Annotated in this window: 18 protein-coding genes; 4 read left to right on the plus strand and 14 right to left on the minus strand. The window is 50.8% G+C overall.

Annotated features, from left to right (window positions below):
- Nucleotides 1–14: 14 nt before the first annotated feature.
- Together ACQG2Q_RS04460 and ACQG2Q_RS04465 are read right to left on the minus strand one after the other, a co-directional pair.
- Nucleotides 15–1,004: an aldo/keto reductase gene (locus tag ACQG2Q_RS04460; RefSeq protein ID WP_063850133.1), complete on the minus strand. Its 990-nt coding sequence runs from the start codon at nt 1,002–1,004 to the stop codon at nt 15–17.
- 25 nt (nt 1,005–1,029) lie between these two features.
- On the minus strand, nt 1,030–1,881 hold the full coding sequence (locus tag ACQG2Q_RS04465) for an aldo/keto reductase (RefSeq protein ID WP_063850136.1): 852 nt from the start codon (nt 1,879–1,881) through the stop codon (nt 1,030–1,032).
- Nucleotides 1,882–2,166: 285 nt separating this feature from the next.
- On the opposite strand from ACQG2Q_RS04465, the gene ACQG2Q_RS04470 reads away from it, so the two are divergent.
- Nucleotides 2,167–2,850: a hypothetical protein gene (locus ACQG2Q_RS04470; protein WP_237764273.1), complete on the plus strand. Its 684-nt coding sequence runs from the start codon at nt 2,167–2,169 to the stop codon at nt 2,848–2,850.
- A gap of 171 nt (nt 2,851–3,021) precedes the next feature.
- On the opposite strand, the gene ACQG2Q_RS04475 is transcribed toward ACQG2Q_RS04470, so the two are convergent.
- The 7 genes from ACQG2Q_RS04475 to ACQG2Q_RS04505 form a co-directional block, all read right to left on the minus strand.
- Nucleotides 3,022–4,086 (minus strand): alpha/beta hydrolase, encoded by a 1,065-nt coding sequence (locus tag ACQG2Q_RS04475; RefSeq protein WP_096216789.1) that lies wholly within the window; start codon nt 4,084–4,086, stop codon nt 3,022–3,024.
- A 23-nt stretch (nt 4,087–4,109) separates the two neighbouring features.
- Nucleotides 4,110–4,694, minus strand: a complete 585-nt coding sequence (locus ACQG2Q_RS04480) for a flavodoxin (RefSeq protein ID WP_063146708.1) — start codon at nt 4,692–4,694, stop codon at nt 4,110–4,112.
- 9 nt (nt 4,695–4,703) lie between these two features.
- A complete protein-coding gene (locus tag ACQG2Q_RS04485) occupies nt 4,704–5,465 on the minus strand; it encodes a carboxymuconolactone decarboxylase family protein (RefSeq protein ID WP_063850140.1) in 762 nt (253 codons plus the stop codon).
- Nucleotides 5,443–5,922: a (R)-mandelonitrile lyase gene (locus tag ACQG2Q_RS04490; RefSeq protein WP_063850142.1), complete on the minus strand. Its 480-nt coding sequence runs from the start codon at nt 5,920–5,922 to the stop codon at nt 5,443–5,445. The genes ACQG2Q_RS04485 and ACQG2Q_RS04490 overlap by 23 nt, the downstream gene beginning before the upstream one ends.
- Nucleotides 5,923–5,986: 64 nt before the next feature.
- Nucleotides 5,987–7,444, minus strand: a complete 1,458-nt coding sequence (locus ACQG2Q_RS04495; RefSeq protein WP_063850144.1) for a heavy metal sensor histidine kinase — start codon at nt 7,442–7,444, stop codon at nt 5,987–5,989.
- Between the two features lie 15 nt (nt 7,445–7,459).
- Nucleotides 7,460–8,140 carry a heavy metal response regulator transcription factor gene (locus tag ACQG2Q_RS04500; RefSeq protein WP_063216386.1) on the minus strand — a complete coding sequence of 227 codons (681 nt, stop codon included), beginning with the start codon at nt 8,138–8,140 and terminating at the stop codon, nt 7,460–7,462.
- Nucleotides 8,141–8,154: 14 nt separating this feature from the next.
- Nucleotides 8,155–9,321, minus strand: a complete 1,167-nt coding sequence (locus tag ACQG2Q_RS04505) for an aldo/keto reductase (RefSeq protein WP_176486850.1) — start codon at nt 9,319–9,321, stop codon at nt 8,155–8,157.
- A 250-nt stretch (nt 9,322–9,571) separates the two neighbouring features.
- Here ACQG2Q_RS04505 and ACQG2Q_RS04510 point away from each other — a divergent pair, with 250 nt between their 5' ends.
- Nucleotides 9,572–10,621 (plus strand): alpha/beta hydrolase, encoded by a 1,050-nt coding sequence (locus tag ACQG2Q_RS04510; protein ID WP_063850145.1) that lies wholly within the window; start codon nt 9,572–9,574, stop codon nt 10,619–10,621.
- 259 nt (nt 10,622–10,880) lie between these two features.
- Nucleotides 10,881–11,561 (plus strand): nitroreductase, encoded by a 681-nt coding sequence (locus ACQG2Q_RS04515; protein ID WP_063850146.1) that lies wholly within the window; start codon nt 10,881–10,883, stop codon nt 11,559–11,561.
- A gap of 7 nt (nt 11,562–11,568) precedes the next feature.
- Here the strand turns inward: ACQG2Q_RS04515 and ACQG2Q_RS04520 are convergent, their stop codons facing one another.
- The 5 genes from ACQG2Q_RS04520 to ACQG2Q_RS04540 all read right to left on the minus strand — a co-directional run bounded on the left by ACQG2Q_RS04520 (nt 11,569) and on the right by ACQG2Q_RS04540 (nt 17,776).
- On the minus strand, nt 11,569–12,771 hold the full coding sequence (locus ACQG2Q_RS04520; protein ID WP_063850148.1) for a multidrug effflux MFS transporter: 1,203 nt from the start codon (nt 12,769–12,771) through the stop codon (nt 11,569–11,571).
- A 390-nt stretch (nt 12,772–13,161) separates the two neighbouring features.
- Nucleotides 13,162–14,802, minus strand: a complete 1,641-nt coding sequence (locus tag ACQG2Q_RS04525) for a class I SAM-dependent methyltransferase (protein WP_096216790.1) — start codon at nt 14,800–14,802, stop codon at nt 13,162–13,164.
- 7 nt (nt 14,803–14,809) lie between these two features.
- Nucleotides 14,810–15,067, minus strand: a complete 258-nt coding sequence (locus ACQG2Q_RS04530) for a YjhX family toxin (protein WP_426759069.1) — start codon at nt 15,065–15,067, stop codon at nt 14,810–14,812.
- 259 nt (nt 15,068–15,326) lie between these two features.
- Complete coding sequence (locus ACQG2Q_RS04535; protein WP_063850154.1) at nt 15,327–17,264, minus strand: putative bifunctional diguanylate cyclase/phosphodiesterase; 1,938 nt, start codon at nt 17,262–17,264, stop codon at nt 15,327–15,329.
- 17 nt (nt 17,265–17,281) lie between these two features.
- Nucleotides 17,282–17,776, minus strand: a complete 495-nt coding sequence (locus ACQG2Q_RS04540) for an oxidoreductase (RefSeq protein WP_426759070.1) — start codon at nt 17,774–17,776, stop codon at nt 17,282–17,284.
- 182 nt (nt 17,777–17,958) lie between these two features.
- Here ACQG2Q_RS04540 and ACQG2Q_RS04545 point away from each other — a divergent pair, with 182 nt between their 5' ends.
- Complete coding sequence (locus ACQG2Q_RS04545; protein ID WP_022647188.1) at nt 17,959–18,468, plus strand: hypothetical protein; 510 nt, start codon at nt 17,959–17,961, stop codon at nt 18,466–18,468.
- The last annotated feature ends 5 nt before the right edge of the window (nt 18,469–18,473 follow it).

Here is an 18,473-nt window from a genome sequence, read left to right on the forward strand (position 1 = left end):
GACCCGTCCGGGTATTAACGGCCTACGCGAGCCTGGTGCTCAGGAGAGTAACGTTCGCCGACGATTTCAATCGTTTCAAGCGCCTGGGTTATCTGTCGCGAGTCATCCTGAGAAAGGATGATGTCGGCGGCCCCCAGGTTTTCCTCCATCCGGTGCAGTTTCGTGGTACCAGGGATAGGCACAATCCACGGCTTTTGTGCCAGCAGCCACGCTAGCGCGATTTGTGCAGACGTCACACCTTTCTCTGCCGCCAGTTCACCCAGCAATGAGACCAGCTTTTCATTGGCTTCAATCGCCTGCTCGGCGAAACGCGGCACGGTGCTGCGGTAATCATCCTTGCCAAAAATGGTTCCTGGCTTAATCGATCCCGTCAGGAATCCTTTGCCTAATGGGCTGAAGGGCACAAAACCAATACCCAGTTCCTCCAGTAACGGCAGGATCTCCTGCTCAGGCTCGCGCCACCACATTGAGTATTCGCTTTGCAGGGCAGTGACAGGTTGTACGGCATGCGCACGACGAATGGTTTGCGCACCCGCTTCGGACAGACCGAAATGTTTGACTTTGCCTTCAGCGATCAGGTCCTTCACTGTTCCCGCAACATCTTCAATCGGGACATCTGGATCGACACGGTGTTGATACAGCAGATCAATGACATCAGTCTTTAGACGGCGTAATGATCCTTCAACGGCTTTACGGATATGCTCAGGACGGCTGTTTAAAATCTGCTGCTTGTTGTCGTCGCCAAAAGTAAAACCAAACTTAGTGGCGATGACCACGCGGTCACGAAACGGTTTTAAGGCTTCGCCGACAACTTCTTCATTGAGGAAGGGGCCATATACTTCAGCGGTATCGAAGAAGGTGACGCCACGTTCAACCGCTGCGCGAATGAGCTCGATAGCCTGTCGGGTATCGGTCGCCGGACCATAGCCGTGGCTTAAGCCCATGCAGCCGAGCCCAAGCGCGGAAACTTCGAGTCCGGATTGACCCAGATAACGTTTTTGCATTGAATGAAACCTCTCTTATCGCGACTTAAACATCAAGTTTGCGGCCAGTCAGCCATTCCACCATTGCCGGGTCACGGTGAGAGAAGAAGGCGCTGGTTGCAGTGTCGAGTGCGGCAATCTGCAGCATATCTTCAGAGCTGAGTTCAAAATCGAGAATATTGATGTTCTCAGCCATGCGTTCTTTGCGCACCGACTTCGCCAGTGAAATGATGCCTCGCTGGAAGATCCAACGCAGTACAACCTGGCCCACGCTTTTGCCGTACTTCTGGCCAATTGCCGTTAACACGGGATGCTGGAACAGGCCATTTTTACCCTCAGCAAACGGTGCCCAGGCTTCTGGCTGAATGCTATGGCTTTGATTCCATGGAACCGCATGCAGCTGCTGGTTGAAGGGGTTAACTTCAATCTGGTTCACCGCAGGGGCAACTTTGTTGAAGGCGATAAGGTCGGCCAGTCGGTCAGGATGGAAATTGCTGACACCAATGGCGCGAATTTTGCCTGCCTGCTGCAGTTCTTCCATAGCACGCCATGCCCCATGGACATCGCCATAAGGCTGGTGAATCAGATACAGGTCGACGTAATCAAGTTGCAGCCGGTTCAGGGAGCGTTCGAACTGTGATTTCGCGCCTTCGTAATTGGTATCCTGTAGCCAAAGTTTGGTCGTTACAAAAAGTTCGTTACGTGCGATACCGGTCTGTTTCAGTGCGTTCCCGACCTGGGTTTCATTCTGGTAAGACGCGGCGGTATCGATCAGGCGATATCCCGTATCGATGGCATCAATAACGGCTCTTTCGCATTCAGCGGGATCAGACATCTGAAACACACCAAAGCCCAGCAGGGGCATTTCAATACCGTTGTTCAGTTTTGCAGTTTGCATGACGTTATCCTTCAGCTGTTGTGTTGGAAAAGCATAACGCAAAGTGATTTATTCGATTAGATGGGGTAATTAGCTAGGGTTTATTAGATGTGCTCATTAATTTAGAGAGGATGAAGAGCTGTTTTGTGTCAGAAGCGAGCATGGTAATCCTCTGTTCGGATACCTAAATTCAGTAAACCACATAATTTCGAGTGCATCCCAAAGTATATTGGACAGAAAATAACCTCTTATGATATATGGTTAAACGTTAGTCACCAAAAAAGTTAACGGAGGGAAGTGATGCCGATGGGTGTTAAAAAAGAACATACTGGACTGCCTGAAAGCTACTGCCATCGCGGCGATGAAGTGAAATCAGCCATAGTTAGAGATTATATTATTCAACCAGTGGCCCATCTGAAATTAATTCCGGGGCAGGTAAAGACAAGTTATTCCAAATACCCGCTAACGGACCAGTACTATTGTTTTGCTTTCCAGGGACGAATATACAAAGAACACTCAGGCGCTTTCTTCTGTGGAAAAGACGTCGCCAAAGATTTTATTCAACTGATCAATGGAACTGAGTTGCCTTTGTTTAACCCTCTAAAATCTGAGAGTACTACAGATGGAAGTAGTTCTGGTTCATCATCAGGTGGTTCCAGTGCAGGTATCAAACCAAATGCAGATAAGAGACTTTTTATAGATGCTGCAAGGTTGCTGATGATGTTATGGGACTCCACCAGTAAAGGCCAAACTCCATTAGCATATGTTCTAAACGAAGCCATCACTGACGGAATAGATAAACGCCCAGAGTTTAAGCATGTACTTAGCGTTAACACAATGCTGGGAAATACAAATAATACCCTGACAGGTTTACTCGCCGAGGCGAGAACTAAGTATCCCAATGTTTCATTCAGAGATTTTGATTTCTCACCTCTTAACGAAATCGTAAAACGCTCAAAGTACTACGATAAACATGTCCCGTGCTATTAAGCTTCCACATGTTGATCTGCCGGAAGAGCAATGAGCAAGTACATCAGTGTTCGCTCAAGGTCGAAAATCATGTTAAACGGTTTTTTGTCAACATGAGGCCAGTTAATTTTTTTGAAAAAAACTGATTTTTGTATTGAGCCTTCAATAATGAAGGCTCAATACTACCGCTTCCTACTGCAGATCTTTTTCCTTCAAAAACTGACTCACCAAATCAGCAATCTGCACATTATTTAAATCAGAGAACGGGAAGTGGGTATTCCCTTTGATTCCCACTTCAGGTAGATGCGTCACCGTCACATCACCGCCATGCTTGTTCACCACGTCGCGCCACTCCCGAGCCATTGCAAGGCGTACGCGCCAGCTGTCCTGCGCGGGCATGGCGACAGGTTTATCCGGTATGTTATCACCGTAAATAATCAGAATCGGGATTTTGGTCAGAGCCATAAACTGCTCCATTGGCACAGGCTCACCCTTCAGCGTGTCGAACGCGCTTGGCATAGGGGCTGGGAGTTCTTTTTCCGGGAAGACAAAGCTGCTGCCAGGCTCAAAAGCGACAATGGCTTTGACCTTGTCATTTTTCATCGCCGTGTACCAGCCTGGTCCACCGCCCTGAGAGTGAGTGAAGAGGATAGCGGGGCCGGATTTATCCACGACGGCGGACATCGCATCAGAGATGACATTGATATCAAACGGCCCGGTATTCGGGGTCATCTGACGGAAATACTGATTCAGTGCTTCTTTGTCGTGAGAAAACTGAACGCCCTTAAAATACTCTGGCCACACGCCAACGCGGAACTGGTTGAACCACATCTGTTCATCCGGTTTAGGCGTAACAGTACCTTCTACAGTCGTGCGCCCAGCGCTGCCCCGACGCGGCTGATCGACAAGATAGGTTGAGAACCCGCGACGCAGGAAGATGTTCTGGAACCCTTCGCGACCATCTGGAGTACTTTCCCAGGTACGGGAGAACTGACCTGCACCGTGCAGCATGACGATAGGGTATTTATGCGGATTTTCCGGAATTTGGTAGAACACTGAGGCATGATCGCCATGATAAGTTTGGCCAGCAGAATCCAGCGGCTTCTTCGCGTCAAACTTACCCGGGGCAGTGGTGATAGTTCCGCCAGCAGAAAAGCTTCCATGTTCCTGAATGACCAGCGGCGCTGCGTATACCGACTGAACCACCAGGCCACTCGCTATCATGCAGACGGACAGTGTTTTTAAAAGTGTCTTCAAGGGTATCTCCTCATATCAATGAATCAGCTGCGTATTGTCTCTAACCAACTTGTTACCGTTTCAGTGGTTCTTCGCTCCTGATCGCATTCAATGACCAGCGGTTTTTCCCGACGCGCAGTTGGGGCGAGACTGGCAAGGATGTCGTCGCTGTCTCCTTTACCGTAGCCACCGTGAGTAATAAAGGGGATGAGTAATTTGCCCGCAAGGTTGTGGCTGCTGAGAAATGCTTGCACTACAGGCGGCACGCTGGTCCCCCAGATCGGAAAGCCTAAATACACGGTCTCGTAGCGTGAGGTATCTGCAACGCTATTTTTTAATGCCGGTTTTACGCCTCGCTCACGCTCATTTTTCGCCTGTTCAACGGTCTGAAAATAGTCTTCCGGATAAGGCGTAGCTGGTTCGATTTCAAACAGATCGGTATTCAGGCTGCGGTGAATGACGCCCGCAATGACTCGTGTATTTCCGCTGCGGGAAAAGTACGCCACCAGAACACGGCTTTTACCCTGCACGTTTGCGGTTCCGGTCGCAGCTGAGGCAAAAGAAACGTTCGCCAGCGTCAGCCCGGCAAGTGCGGTGATTAACATTCTGCGGTTGGGATCATGCTCCATAATCCACTCCTAATTGTTTGCGAGCGCCTGCTGCAGCGCCTTTTCAGCTCGCGTTGCTGCATCACTTTCGCCATGTTCACGCAGAACCTGTGCCAGCTGGCGCAGCTGCGACACCGTCAGGCCGACCCGCATGCTTGCTCGCGTATGCGACAGCAGTTGTGATTCGACGCCCGGCGTGGCCGCTAATGCGCCAACCGTTGCCAGCTCGCGGCTTTGCCAGTCAAGGTTATCACGGGCGAAAATGTCGCCGAAAAGGTGCGTTTGCAGAAACTGGTTAATCACCGGGGCAAAATCAAACAGTGGGCCCTGGACGGGAGCGCCTGAGATTTTTGTCTGGTTTGCGGTACCGACACGGCGAAGCTCATCCCCGACAGGGATCGGGGCAACCGGTTCTTTACCCTCAACGTCTTTGATACCACGTTGTTTACGTGCTTCGACGACCTTCATCAGTTCACTAAGCGCATTCAGGCTACGGGGGAAGCCCGTATAGGCATAAAGCTGGACGAGAATCTCTTTGGTTTCGTTTCTCGTGAGCCCTGCGTCAAGACCCTGATTCAGGGCTGCATTCAGCTTATCCATCTGACTGCTGGCCATTGATGCCGCAATCAACGGGATGGCCTGTTGGCTGGCTGACAGCGTATCTGAAACCTTTTTTTCGTGGTTCATTTCTGAGGCTCCTTTATTGACGGGCGCAGCATGTGCCGCGAGACCAAAACCAAAGGTCAGCAGTACCGATGCCGCTAATGCTTTAATGGGCGTGGTATTGTTCATCTGTCACTTTCTCCATCCAGTTAACGCTTTTGCCATCCACAATCCCGGTTATCGCCAGATGCGTCATCGCGCTGCCGGGGGCCGCCCCGTGCCAGTGTTTGACGCCCGCCGGGCAAGAGACAACGTCACCGGCGCGGATAACCTGCACCGGCTGGCCTTCTTGCTGGGTGAGCCCAACACCCGAGGTCACAATCAGCCGCTGACCTGCCGGATGCGTATGCCAGGCGGAACGAGCGCCGGGTTCAAACGTGACATAAGCCCCGGAAACAGGGATGTCGTTATCCGGTTTGAAGAGAGGATCAACCCTGACAAGACCGGTAAAGTTCTCGGCTGGCCCGAACACCGCGTTCTGACTTCCTGCGGGGGCGATATGGACAGCGGGATTTTGTTCCGCTGCCCAGGATGAAAATGTGTAGAAGGGCAGTAACAGCCCGAGGTAACGTAAATGTCCGATCATGCAAAGCGTCCTTATCAATGAAGAGGGGATTGCCTGCGATGATTTTATCGGGAGGGTAATGACGTCAGGCTGACGCCCCCCTGACAATTCTGTCAGTTAACCCGGGTCCCGGCTCAGCGCCGGATTGTGCATTGCCCGCCGCTTTATCCGCTTGTATCGCAAAGGTGAGGCCAAATGTATTGATGCCACCTTCACTACGCGCAAAGACATCTCCCCGGTGCATAATGGCGACGGCGCGTACGATCGACAGGCCCAGTCCATGATGGGTATTACTCCTGGCCCGGGAGGTGTCAACGCGATAGAACCGCTCGAAAAGCCGGTGTAAGTGCTCTGGTGCTATTGGATCGCCCGGGTTTGACACTTCAACACAGGCTTGATGACCGGTTTCGCTTAACCGCACCGTAACCGTACTGTTGGAGGGGGAGTGTCTTGCGCTGTTTTCCAGTAAATTGGCCAGTGAACGGTGGAACAGTCGTCGGTCGATGTCCGCGGTGACGTCGCCCTGAACATCGAGAGAGAGCTGTTTTTCAGCAAAAGAGGGTTCCACATACTCCGCTGTTTTTAGGGTTTCTTCGCGCAGGGAGACTTGGGTAAGCTGGGATGCATGTTCACCCGCATGGGCATGGGAAAGGAACAGCATGTCGTTAACAATAGACGTCATGCGTTCAAGTTCTTCCAGATTGGAACCCAGTAACTCTTCCAGTTCATCATGTGAACGGCGGCGCGAAAGCCCCAGCTGCGTCTGGCCGATCAGGTTAGTCAGCGGAGTCCGGAGTTCATGCGCAACATCGGCATTAAAGCTTTCGAGCTGCCGCCAGGCGACCTCCTGCCGTTCCAGCACGCCATTAAAAGATGATGCTAACTGCTGTAATTCGTCAGGTAATGCTTCGGTATTCAGGCGCTGTCCATGGTCCCCGGGAGCGAGTTGCCGAGCCTGTTTACTGAGCGCCCCAACGGGACGAAGACCGATCCTTGACACGACGTATCCCAGTAAGGCGACAATCACGACGCCCAGTGCGGTAATGATCAGCAATGTCCGCGTGAACGCATCGAGTGTGCCCATATACGGCGTGGAGTCGATGGCAACCACATAGCGCAGCTCAGGCCTTTCACCGTTGGCGGGGATCGTTTTCACTAACAGAAACAGCGAGCATGCACCTTCTGATGCACCTGGTACTTTATTAAAGCCTTCCTGTAAAGAAGACCACTGAACACCCACCGGTGGTGTTCCCCCCATGCTAAAGCGTGGGTTATCGCTTACTATCCAGTAGCGAACGCGCTCACCTTCAGAATTGGTTAATACGGTAAATTTATTGGCAAGCAGTGACCAGCCGTCAGCAGAGGTTCGGGCGGTGATCCACGGACTCATTAATGATTCGCGGAACAGCAGCTCGTTGTGCATCTGCTTTTGCAAAGAGTCATGCAAGGAGCTTCTGAGCAGGATGCCGATAACGGAAACAATCAGTAGCGCGGATAAGGCAAACATCAGCGCCAGGTGAACGGAGATGGAACGCTTAAGCATGTTTATCCCCTTCATTTATTCGGACCGGACTTCGAGGACATACCCCATGCCACGAACGGTATGTAACAGCTTGATATCGAACGGCGCATCCACTTTGGCCCGAAGTCGTTTAATGGCCACTTCAACCACGTTGGCATCGCTGTCGAAATTCATGTCCCATATCTGCTCAGCTATCATCATTTTTGAAAGAATCTCTCCCTGATGCCGGGCCAGAAGGCTCAACAGGGAAAACTCTTTCGCGGTCAGCTCCAGCCGTGTTCCGGCACGAAATACGCGGCGAGCCAGCAGGTCGAGATGCAGATCGTGAATTTGCAGTTGGGTGATGTCCGCACCATCCGTAGAACGACGACGTACCAGTGCCTGTATACGCGCCACCAGCTCAATCAGCGAGAAGGGCTTGGGCAGATAATCATCCGCGCCAAGACGAAGCCCTTTAACGCGCTCGTCGACCGAGCCGCGAGCCGAAAGCATCAGCACAGGCGTCTGTTTTGCTGCTCGCACCCCCTCGAGTACCCGGTAGCCGTCCATCCCCGGTAGCATCACATCCAGTATTATCGCGTCGTAGTCGAACTCCAGCGCGTAATGAAGACCTTCAGCGCCATCTGCAGAGACATCTACCGTAAACCCGGACTCACCCAGCGCACGGGAGAGATAGGTTGACGTTTTTTCTTCATCTTCGACTAACAACAGGCGCATAACGGGACTTCCTCTTAACTTTTCATCGGTGCTTCAACATCGGAATAAACCTGCACGGCATCCGGCAGACGTTGACCCTGGATAGTGATGGCGTCCAGTGAGCGGGTGAGCTCGGTCATCTCAGCGGAAGTCAGCGATACGCCGGTAGCCGCTGTGTTTTGCAGCATATGGTCTTTATTGGTGGTGCCAGGAATGGGAACAATCCAGGGTTTACGGGCCAGGAGCCATGCCAGTGCAATCTGCCCCGGCGCGGCATTTTTTCTTATTGCCCAGGATTTCAGTAGTTCAACCAGCTGTAAGTTGTGTGGCAGGTTGTCAGGCGAGAAGCGTGTTTCTGTCGCGCGGAAATCACCGGTAGCGAACCGGGTATTCTCATCAATCCAGCCCGTTAAAAATTGCACGCCGAGTGGGCTCCATGGCACGAACCCAATGCCCAGTTCTTCACACACCGGAAATACCTGCTTTTCAGGGCCACGCCAGAGCATGGAGTATTCACTTGGTACAGCTGTAACGGGTAATGCTGCATGAGCGCGTCTCAACGTGTTGATGCCCATTTCAGACAGACCCCAGTGCAGGACTTTTCCTTGATCCATTAAATCCTTAACCACACCGGCGACATCTTCGATCGGGATCTGAGGATCAACCCGGTGTTGGTACAGTAAATCGATACGATCGGTACGCAGGCGTTTGAGCATGTTTTCGACGACCTGCCTGATATGCTCCGGCCTGCTGTTAAGGCCCGGCAGACGCTTTCCCGTCTGTTGGTCAATGTTCCAGCCAAACTTGGTGGCGATAACGATTTTGTCCCTGAACGGGGCGACGCCTTCCCCGAGAATTTTTTCGACTTCAAACGGGCCGTAGGCTTCAGCTGCGTCGAAGAACGTTACCCCTTCATCAAATGCCCGACGGATAACATTGATCATCTCAGGACGCCAGGGAACGGAGGTGTCGTATTTGCGACTCATGTTCTGCACGCCCAGACCGACGGCAGAAACTTCCAGCCTCCCGAGTTTACGCTTGCCCTGAGCAGTATTGCGTTGGCTGGGTGGTCTGGATGAATCTACCTGAGAGGATTGGCTCGCCGCCGATACGTGGGGAATCAGCGAGGCGGCGGCAATACCCGCCCCGGCGGCTAATAGCTTGCGTCGCTCTGGCATTGTAGGGTCATTCTGGTTTTTCATTGATCGCTCCTTTTCTCAGAAAACTGAACATGAATCGCATTTAAGCGAGACCATTCTGCCTTCTGATTGCCAACATAAAGCTGACGGTTACCTGACAGCGTTGTCAGAAACACTTATCTATCCCAGCCCGTTTCCTGACAAAAATGTTATTTCCCTGTCACGATGTTGACAGCCCTCTCCGCCTACTCTGAGCCTGCAAATTTGATTCCGCGAGCCTGTATAACCAGGCCAATACTCATCGGGAGAGATCATGAAATTCACGCTTATCAGTGCAATGCTACTCACGGCAATGGCCGGAGTGACCTCAGCCAATGCGGCTGATTACAAAAAAAATCCATTCACACTCGTCTATGACGGTGCCATAACTGAGAACGTCAAAGGCAAGGTCAACATTCATCCGGTGAAATACGATCTGCATGGCATTCAGATTGCTGCGAATGTCTATACCCCTGCTAACTACGATCCCGCCAAAAAATACCCTGCGGTGGTGGTTGCACATCCTAATGGTGGCGTAAAAGAGCAGGTCGCCGGGTTGTATGCCCAGCGTCTCGCCGAGCAGGGCTACATCACCATTACCGCCGACGCGGCTTATCAGGGTGCCAGCGGTGGGATGCCTCGCAGCGTGGATAAACCCGCTAATCGCATTGAGGATATCCACGGCATGGCTGACTACATAAGCCAGTATCCTGGTGTAGATACCGCCCGCCTTGGTCTGCTGGGTATTTGCGGTGGCGGCGGTTATTCACTTGTTGCGGCTGAAACTGACAAGCGGTTTAAATCGATAGCAACCATCAGCATGTTTAATTCAGGCCTTGTGCGCCGCAACGGCATGCAGGATTCACAGCTGGATACTATCCAGCAGCGTCTTCAGCAGGCTTCTGACGCACGTGCTCAGGAAGCCGCCGGAGGAGAAGTGCTTTACTCCGGCGATGCCAACCTGACTGATGAACAGATTGCTAAATTACCCTTTGCCTTGTATCGCCAGGGCTACGAGTACTACTGGAAAACCCACGCGCATCCGAACTCCACGTTTAAATACACCACCAGCAGTCTTCTGGATTTGATGAGCTTTGACGTAACGGACCATATCAACCTCATCAATAAACCGCTGCTGATGATTGCCGGTACAAAGGCGGATACGCTCTATATGACTGAAGATGCGTTCGCGAAAGCCACAGGCACGAAGGACAAAGAACTCTTCCTGATCGATGGCGCTACCCATATCGAGACGTATTGGGTGCCAAAATACGTTGACCAGGCAATGCAAAAGTTAGACGTCTTCTTCGATAAGAATATTTAGTTAGCCTCCGATGACGCCCCAGACGCGCAGGCTGGGGTGTGTCCATCAGCTGTAGCCACTTCCCGCTTGCGTGTTCACGCGATAGACCCAGATTAACGAAGTTGCGGTTAAAGATAATTACGCTGCTTAAATAGACGCTATGAATGGAATTCATAGACCTAATCTGGAACCGGGAATGAAAACGATGAGCCTGATGTGACAGGATGGCTCGGGAGAGAGTGAATCATTCACTTCAAATTACTTTCAGGCGGAGAAGCAAATGAGTACGCAAGAGCCAACATTTAGTGAGGTAGTTAAAAACAGGTACTCGGCAAGAGCCTTTCTTCCATCTCCTGTCCCCAGCGATATCCTCAATGACATTTTGCTCGAAGCGCAATGCGCACCATCCAACTGCAATACTCAACCCTGGTCCATGCATATCGTTGCAGGAGATAAACTTCGTGAATTAAGCCATGCACTGACGGAAGCTTTAAGAGCTGGGAACTACAGCCTTGATTTTACCTTTGATAAAGAAGCTTATCCCGAGCCATTCAGGCAACGGGCTTCGGAGCAGGGGCGCTCGTACTATCAGGCACTGGGCGTTGCGCGGGGGGATAACTTAAGTCGCTCAGAAGTGGTCGAGCGTAATGTGAGATTTTTCGGCGCGCCCCATGTTGCCTTGCTGTTCATTCCTGCTGTAGGGGACAATGTTCGCGTAGCCTCGGACGCCGGTATGTATGCCCAGACATTCCTGCTTTCCCTGGCAGCTCGCGGTTACGCAGGCGTTCCACAGGCAGTGCTGAGTTATTTTGCCCAAACGGTGCGTAGGCTATTGAATATGCCTGAAGGTTTCAGGCTGCTTTACGGTATTTCTTTTGGGATCCCAGATAAAACGCATCCCTCCCTGAGCTACAGGGAAGGGCGGGTATCTCTGGACGAAAGTGTCGTCTGGCATCAATAACGACGTTTTATTTTTTTATCTGAACGGTCAGTGCCATCAGGGCGCTGGCTGCTGTAAACAACGCAATTATCCAGCCCATCGTCCATGGTGTGCCGTCACTGAACAGGGCAAGAAGAAGTGAAGAGATGATGCCGCTGCCGTATTGTAACGCACCCATTAGCGCCGATGCGGAGCCAGCCACATTAGGCACTGCGTCCAGAGCGCAAGCCGTGGATGTCGCCGCGATGATGCCATTCATAGAGAAGAACACGAACACAGCGCCGACAATCACGGTGATTCCACCCACACCCAGGCCGGTGGTGACTGCCAGCACTATTGCCGCAATAGCGGCGATGAATACGGCATTCCTGAGCAACGCTTCCAGTGGATAGCGGTGAACCAGACGTCTGTTGACCATGCTCACCGCCATCAGTCCAACAATGTTTACTGCAAACAGCCAACCGTAATGCTGCGGGTCAACGCCGAAGTACGTGATGTACACAAACGGGGAACCGGTGATAAAGGCGTAGGCAGCAACGTAGTAGAACGTCAGGCACAGAGTAAACCGCATGTATCTGGCGTTGGTGAGCAAGGCATAGTAGTTGTGAAAAGCTCTGGTTACGGAGGCTTGCGAGCGTTTTTCAGCAGGTAATGTTTCGGGTAACCAGAATAAAGACATCAGCATTAATGTTCCGATAATCGCCAGCAGCCAGAAAATGGCATGCCACGAGGTGACTTTAATCATCTGCCCCCCTATCAGGGGCCCGGCAATCGGCGCGATGGCCATGATGATCATCAGTGTCGAAAGCATTTGTGCTGCACGAGTACGGCTAAACAGGTCACGGATCATTGCTCGAGCCAGCATCGGCCCGGTACAGGCACCTAACGCCTGAAAAACACGCCAGAAGACTATTTGCACGATATCTGTTGATAACGCGCAGCCCACCGAGCCGATGATGAACAGACCTAAACCGATAAATAGCGGTAGACGGCGTCCATGACGATCGCTAATTGGTCCCCAAATCAGTTGTGCAATGCAAAAACCGATAAGGAACCCTGTGATTGTCAGCTCTGCATCACCCTGTAAATCTTTGGCCATGACCGGCATAGCCGGAAGATAGATGTCGGTTGATAAAGAGGTTACAGCCATCAGGGCGCTGAGAATGAGTAGAAACGATAGACCGGTTTTTTTAGCTGTACCCGACTGTGTTTGTGCCTGTTGATTAAGCATGGGGATCCGTTGGACATGAAGAGATAGGGGTATGTTAACGGGTTTGTGTTCGCTGATAATCACAGGGGGAGGATAGGGACTATGAGTGATATTCATTAATCGAAAAGATTAGTGCAGGTTTTTTGGGGCCAGCGATAAGCAGTATTCTTATAGTGTTACCTCTTCCTGCATGTTGCTAAAATCACCAGTACAACATGTCAGGCAATAACGTTCAGATGACCGCTACCGTCGAAAGCAATACTGACAGAACTGTTCATGTTGTGACATATGATGATCCTTATGGTGATGTCCTGATTAATAAACATACGGAATATGTATTGTGTAGGTGATGCTTCAGATTAAAATAAAGGCTAAGCCCCGTATCTCCAGTCAGAAATACCGGGCTTATTGTTACCTGGCAATTAGCGCGAACACGCCCCAGCCAAAGTATTCCCGCGCGTAAGTTACGTGGCGTTTCGGCGAGAGTGATAGCTCGGCCCTGACTTCGGCGGCGAAGCCGTCGTCAGGATTCGCTTCCAGCCAGCGGCGCATGGTCAGCCATTTCGCGGCTTCATACCGGTCCCAGCCTTCCTGGTCTGCCAGTACCATTTCCACCACGTCGTAGCCGAGTTCATCGAACGCGTTGACAAGCCCTGGCAGCGTCAGGAAATCGGTCGTCGAGCTGACGCCGCAGGCCTGGGCAATCTCTTCCGTCGCAGGTAGCTGACGCCAGTAGGGTTCGCCGATAAGCATGATCCCGCCCGGTTTCAGGCTTTGTGCCAGCAGCTCGACGGTCCCGGCAAACCCACCGGCTATCCATGTCGCACCGACACAGGCTGCCACATCGCATTTCTCTTCTGTAACGTATCCGGCGGCGTCGTTATGTATGAACTGAACCCGGTTGCTGACGCCGAGCTCTTCGGCGCGGCGTCTGGCCTGCTCGCTGAACAACTGGCTCATATCGATACCGACACCGGTAATGGCGTGATCCCGGGCCCAGGTGCAGAGCATCTCGCCCGAGCCGCTGCCGAGGTCAAGAATGCGGGTCTCCGGCTTCATGCGCAGCACGCGGCCAAGCGTGGCGTACTTTTCTTCGGTGAACGGGTTGTGGATGCGGTGTTCGCTTTCACTGATGGTAAAAATACGTGGGATATCCAATGTGGAATTCCTTTTATTGCGTTGAGTATTAAGAGGGCGTTTCTCTGAGGTATTTGCTTTTTCAGCCAGCAGAGCAAACAGCTTTCCTTCAAATGTCTCGCTGACTGGCCAGTCGTGGCTTTCAGGAGGAGGAAGCAGGGCAAACCCGGCATTACCGAGCAGGCTGACGTACTCATCATCGCGCCAGGCCGTCATCTGGCTGCCGAAACGGGTGGTTTGACCGTTTGCTTCTATGGCCCAGAACTGCGTTGAGCTGGTCTGTGCTTCTTCATCCCAGCCATGTTCCGTCAGCAGCAGGTGAGGGACGCCCAGAAACAGCCCGTCGGGACAGCGTTGCCAGCTCGGTTCAGCCATTCCCTGACGCTTAACTTCGTCGAAAGTATGTACTTCAGTGAGCAGCCTGCCACCCGGCTCCAGCCACAGCGCGCAGCGGCTGACGAGTGAGCGCGCATCCGCCGTGCTAAACACATTCAGTTCCCCGAATGTCATCATGATGAAATTGAACGATTTATCCGGCCAGTATGCGCGGACATCCTGCTGAACATAATCGATATTCACTCCGGTGTTCTGCGCCTGCTGACGGGCCCAGCTCACGGATGCCGGTGAGAAATCCACGCCGGTGCAGTGAAATCCACGTTCCGCTAAGCGGTGGGTATAAAAGCCGGGGCCGCAGCCAAGATCGAGGATATGTGCGCCAGGTGGTAACTGGCTGGCGATCCATTCGACCTGCTGCTCAATAACCTCCTGCCTGCGGCTGGCCCAGTCGTGCTCCTGCGACAAATGGTTCGCCAGCATGCGCTGGCTGAAGGCCGGTTCGTCCCAGGGAATTTTACTTTCCTGCGCCGACAGGTGAATGTGCCGGGATGAGGAAATAAGGGTGCTGATATCCATCATCCTCTCCTTAACGGTTATCAAGCTGCGCGCCAACGTTGTTCAGCCCGGTAGTGTTAATGCGGTAGGGCTGACCGTTAACGGATTTGATCAGCTTTTTGGTTTTGAGCTTTTTGAAAACGGCGAGCGTGCAGTCAGCCAGCAGTAGCCCTTCGCGGCTATAGCATTCAACGGCGGTGACGCGGCCGGAGGTATTGCGGACGTGCACAATACGGCCACCTTTGGCGAGAACGTGTAAGGTACGTTGTTCCTGACGGGATAAATTCATACTGGAAAACCTGTTTAATCATCATGTGCAAAACGTGCAAACACACAGCGGTGTCCGCATTCGATTTCGGCGCATTGATAATCAGTCCGGCCTGGAAAGGTCGGGAAGCTGATTATCAGATGATTACATTCTCCAGCATCAAAGCCTCGGGTTGAGTTGAAAGGTATTTACGGGGTGAATGATAACACCTGATTTTTATAAGTGAATACCCAGGGGTGAAAAACGTGATCACGGTTGGCATCGGGCTGAGGAGAGGGATTCATTCCTGGCCGCTCTTAATTTTGCTGTCGACCTGAGGCTGTGGTTTGCTGAAAAGATATCCTTGCACAAGCTCGCAACCCAGAGCCTGAAGCCGCTCAAGCTGCTCTTCGGTCTCAACGCCCTCGGCTATAACGCCCATATTAAGGCTCTTAGCCATACCGGTAATAAGCTTCACAATATTAAGCGCATCTTCTTGTGTAGATATCGGATTGACAAAAGATTTATCGATCTTGATTTTATCAAAATTCAGTTCGCTGAGTCTGGAGAGCGACGAATAACCCGTGCCAAAATCATCAATGGAAATTCTTACGCCCAGTGCGCGGAGTTTTTTCAGAATCGCAATGGGGTTATTTCTGTCACTAAAGAGGGATGACTCCGTGACCTCTAACTCAAGACGGTTAGCCGGGAGCCCGGTCTCAGCCAGAACGGTCTGCACCGTATTAATAAATGATTTACTGCCTAATTGAACAGGCGAGACGTTTACGGAGATCCTGGCCGGAACAGCCCAGGAGACCGCTTCCCTACAGGCCAGTTTAAGTACGGTTTTACCTATCTCGTTGATCATGCCTGTTTTTTCAGCGGCGAAAATAAAGCTATCCGGGGAAAGCATTCCCTTTACAGGATGCATCCAGCGAATAAGCGCTTCATAGCCGTAAATTTCCTTGCTGACGGAATTCACAATAGGCTGGTAATAAACAATAAACTCATTGTTTTCAATCGCCCTTGCCATATCATTTTCAAGCGTTCTGCTCTCCTGTAACTTCTGAAGCATTCGCTGACGGAAAACTTTAATCTGCTGTGAGCCTGCCTTTTTGGCTTCATAGAGCGCCAGATCGGCGAACTTATAAAGATAATCAGCACGTCGTTCATTATCTGATAAAACAATACCCACGCAGGTGGCAATTTTTATGAGCTGGTTATTAATCGTATAGGGTTTACTGATATTCTCGCTGATTTCTCTAGCGCGCAAAACGGCTTCGCTTTCGTTTAACCCACTGGCTAAAAAAGCAAACTCGTCTCCGCCTAAACGGTAAAATCTGTCTGAAATATTGCTCATGGCGGTCAATCGCCTGGATACCTGACGTAACAGTAAATCGCCAGCATCATGACCATAGGTATCGTTGACCTCTTTGAATCGGTCTAAATCAAATAACATTACCGTAACGGGAACATGATTTTCTTCGGCCTCAAGATTGAGTTTGCTGAGCTCATCCCAGAAGTACAGACGGTTTTTCATGCCAGTGAGGGAATCATGGTAAACGTCATACTCTAGTTTTGAATTCTGAATCTGTAGGGTCTCCTTGGATAACTGGAGTTCTTCTGCAAGACTTTCAACCTGCCTGTGCGCTTTAAGGATGTTTTTATTTTGATAGATCGTTAAAAAACCCAGGATAATACTCAGAATGATCAGCAGTAAAGAGAGGGCTGAGTAAATATAATACAGGATCTGTATTTTATGGTTGCTACTGTTAATCGTGCTAATGTCTTTCGTTAACGCGCTTGATGAAAGCTGACTGAGTGGAGCATCCAGCAAATGCATGGTATGAAGGTATGTTTTTACATCCGAATGGCTCATTTTTTCGAGGTTAGCATCCAGATACGTAAGGATTTTATCAAGGCTTAACGCGAGGTCATGATGTGCCTGAACGTTTTTAATGTAATGTCCTAAATCCCCCTCCTTAAACAGATCATTCTGGCTTAGCATAATTTCCAGCCGCATCCGGACCTGGTCTATCGTAACGTCATCGGAATCGGTTGCGTACAGACCAAGCCATGATTCAAAGCGGTAATATTCGGATACCAGTTGGGCGACAGACCATGACTCCGTGTAATGAGTCAGTTTTTGGAGCTCCTGCTGTCGATCGTAAACAAGAAAAGCAATATATCCAGTCGTGATAAAAAGAGAAAAAATGATACCAACCAGTATCCTGTTCATTATGTTCTCCTGAACTGCTATTCAATCTTCATTTTGCTGACCTGCCATGCCGATCGCGAATAATATATCTGATTATTTAATTCAGGAAGACTGTCGTAGGGATATACAATGAATGCCGGACCTTTATCTCGGATGCGCATATATTCACTATTAACCTTCAAAGCGAGTATGGCATTATATTTTTTAAAGTCGCTCAGCGGGATGGCTGTCGCGTAATCATTAAGCGCTATAACATTAACCACGTTACCCTTTGCGCCAATATAATCCATGAGTTTGCTCATTGGAACACCCTCAAACTTTGTGCGGCCATTATACCAGGGGGATGATGTCTGGAAGCTCACCATACCGAGTTTTTCAAGGCTGGCGATATCAAACACGGCTTTTCCACTTTCATTCGTGTTCTCGATATTACCGTAAATCGTTAAAATGGGTTTACCAGCAGGTTTTGGCAACTCACCAGCCAGGGTGACGCTTTGCACTAAAAAGCAGCACAGCATTAGGATTAATCGCATTTCAGCCTCCACGTTTTAACATAAGTATAAGAATTATAATTTAGTTATCCTACTAGTTTATATATTTTATCTCTCCCCACGTTTATCCATCATAATCAGGATGTAAAAACGCCGTCAGTCGGCAGCCACCCGAGCGATGCTTAACCTTCTTACCGCAGACGCATGACAAGGAACCGTCCATCATGAAAAAAGATAGCTATGCCTTTTTAATTCCACTCATCGTTGGCGGGTTAGCGTTGATATTTGGCTTTGTTGTCTGGTCAATCGAGATTTATCGCGTGACATTTCTTACGGCCCTGGGGGAACAGTATCTTGCGGCTGTCACATTGCTGCTGCCGCTGGTGGCGATGGTGATGTTCGCCGCGAAGAGGGCGTTTAAAGACAAAACCCTTGTTGACGTTGTCAAACTTTACCTCGGCCTCATCATCTTCAGCCTGCCGGTTGCCATTTTCGTCATCTTTACCGCGGCCTGGCTACTGAACGGAGAATACTCTGCCTGGAGCCAACCTTACCGGTATGAATCCGGCAGCAGAAATAGCTGTTCGGGGGCGGAAGTCTATGAGCCGGAACTCAAGAGAGAGATCCGCATCTGTTATCCTCAGGGATATTATTTAATCGATGGCACCCTGTACGTGGAAAAGCGGAGTAATTCGCTGGGTATGGTGGTGCTTTGGGCGATCGCGCGATCCTGAACCTC

The organism is Enterobacter cloacae complex sp. 370H10 (assembly GCF_050031535.1).
GTDB lineage: Bacteria > Pseudomonadota > Gammaproteobacteria > Enterobacterales > Enterobacteriaceae > Enterobacter > Enterobacter intestinihominis.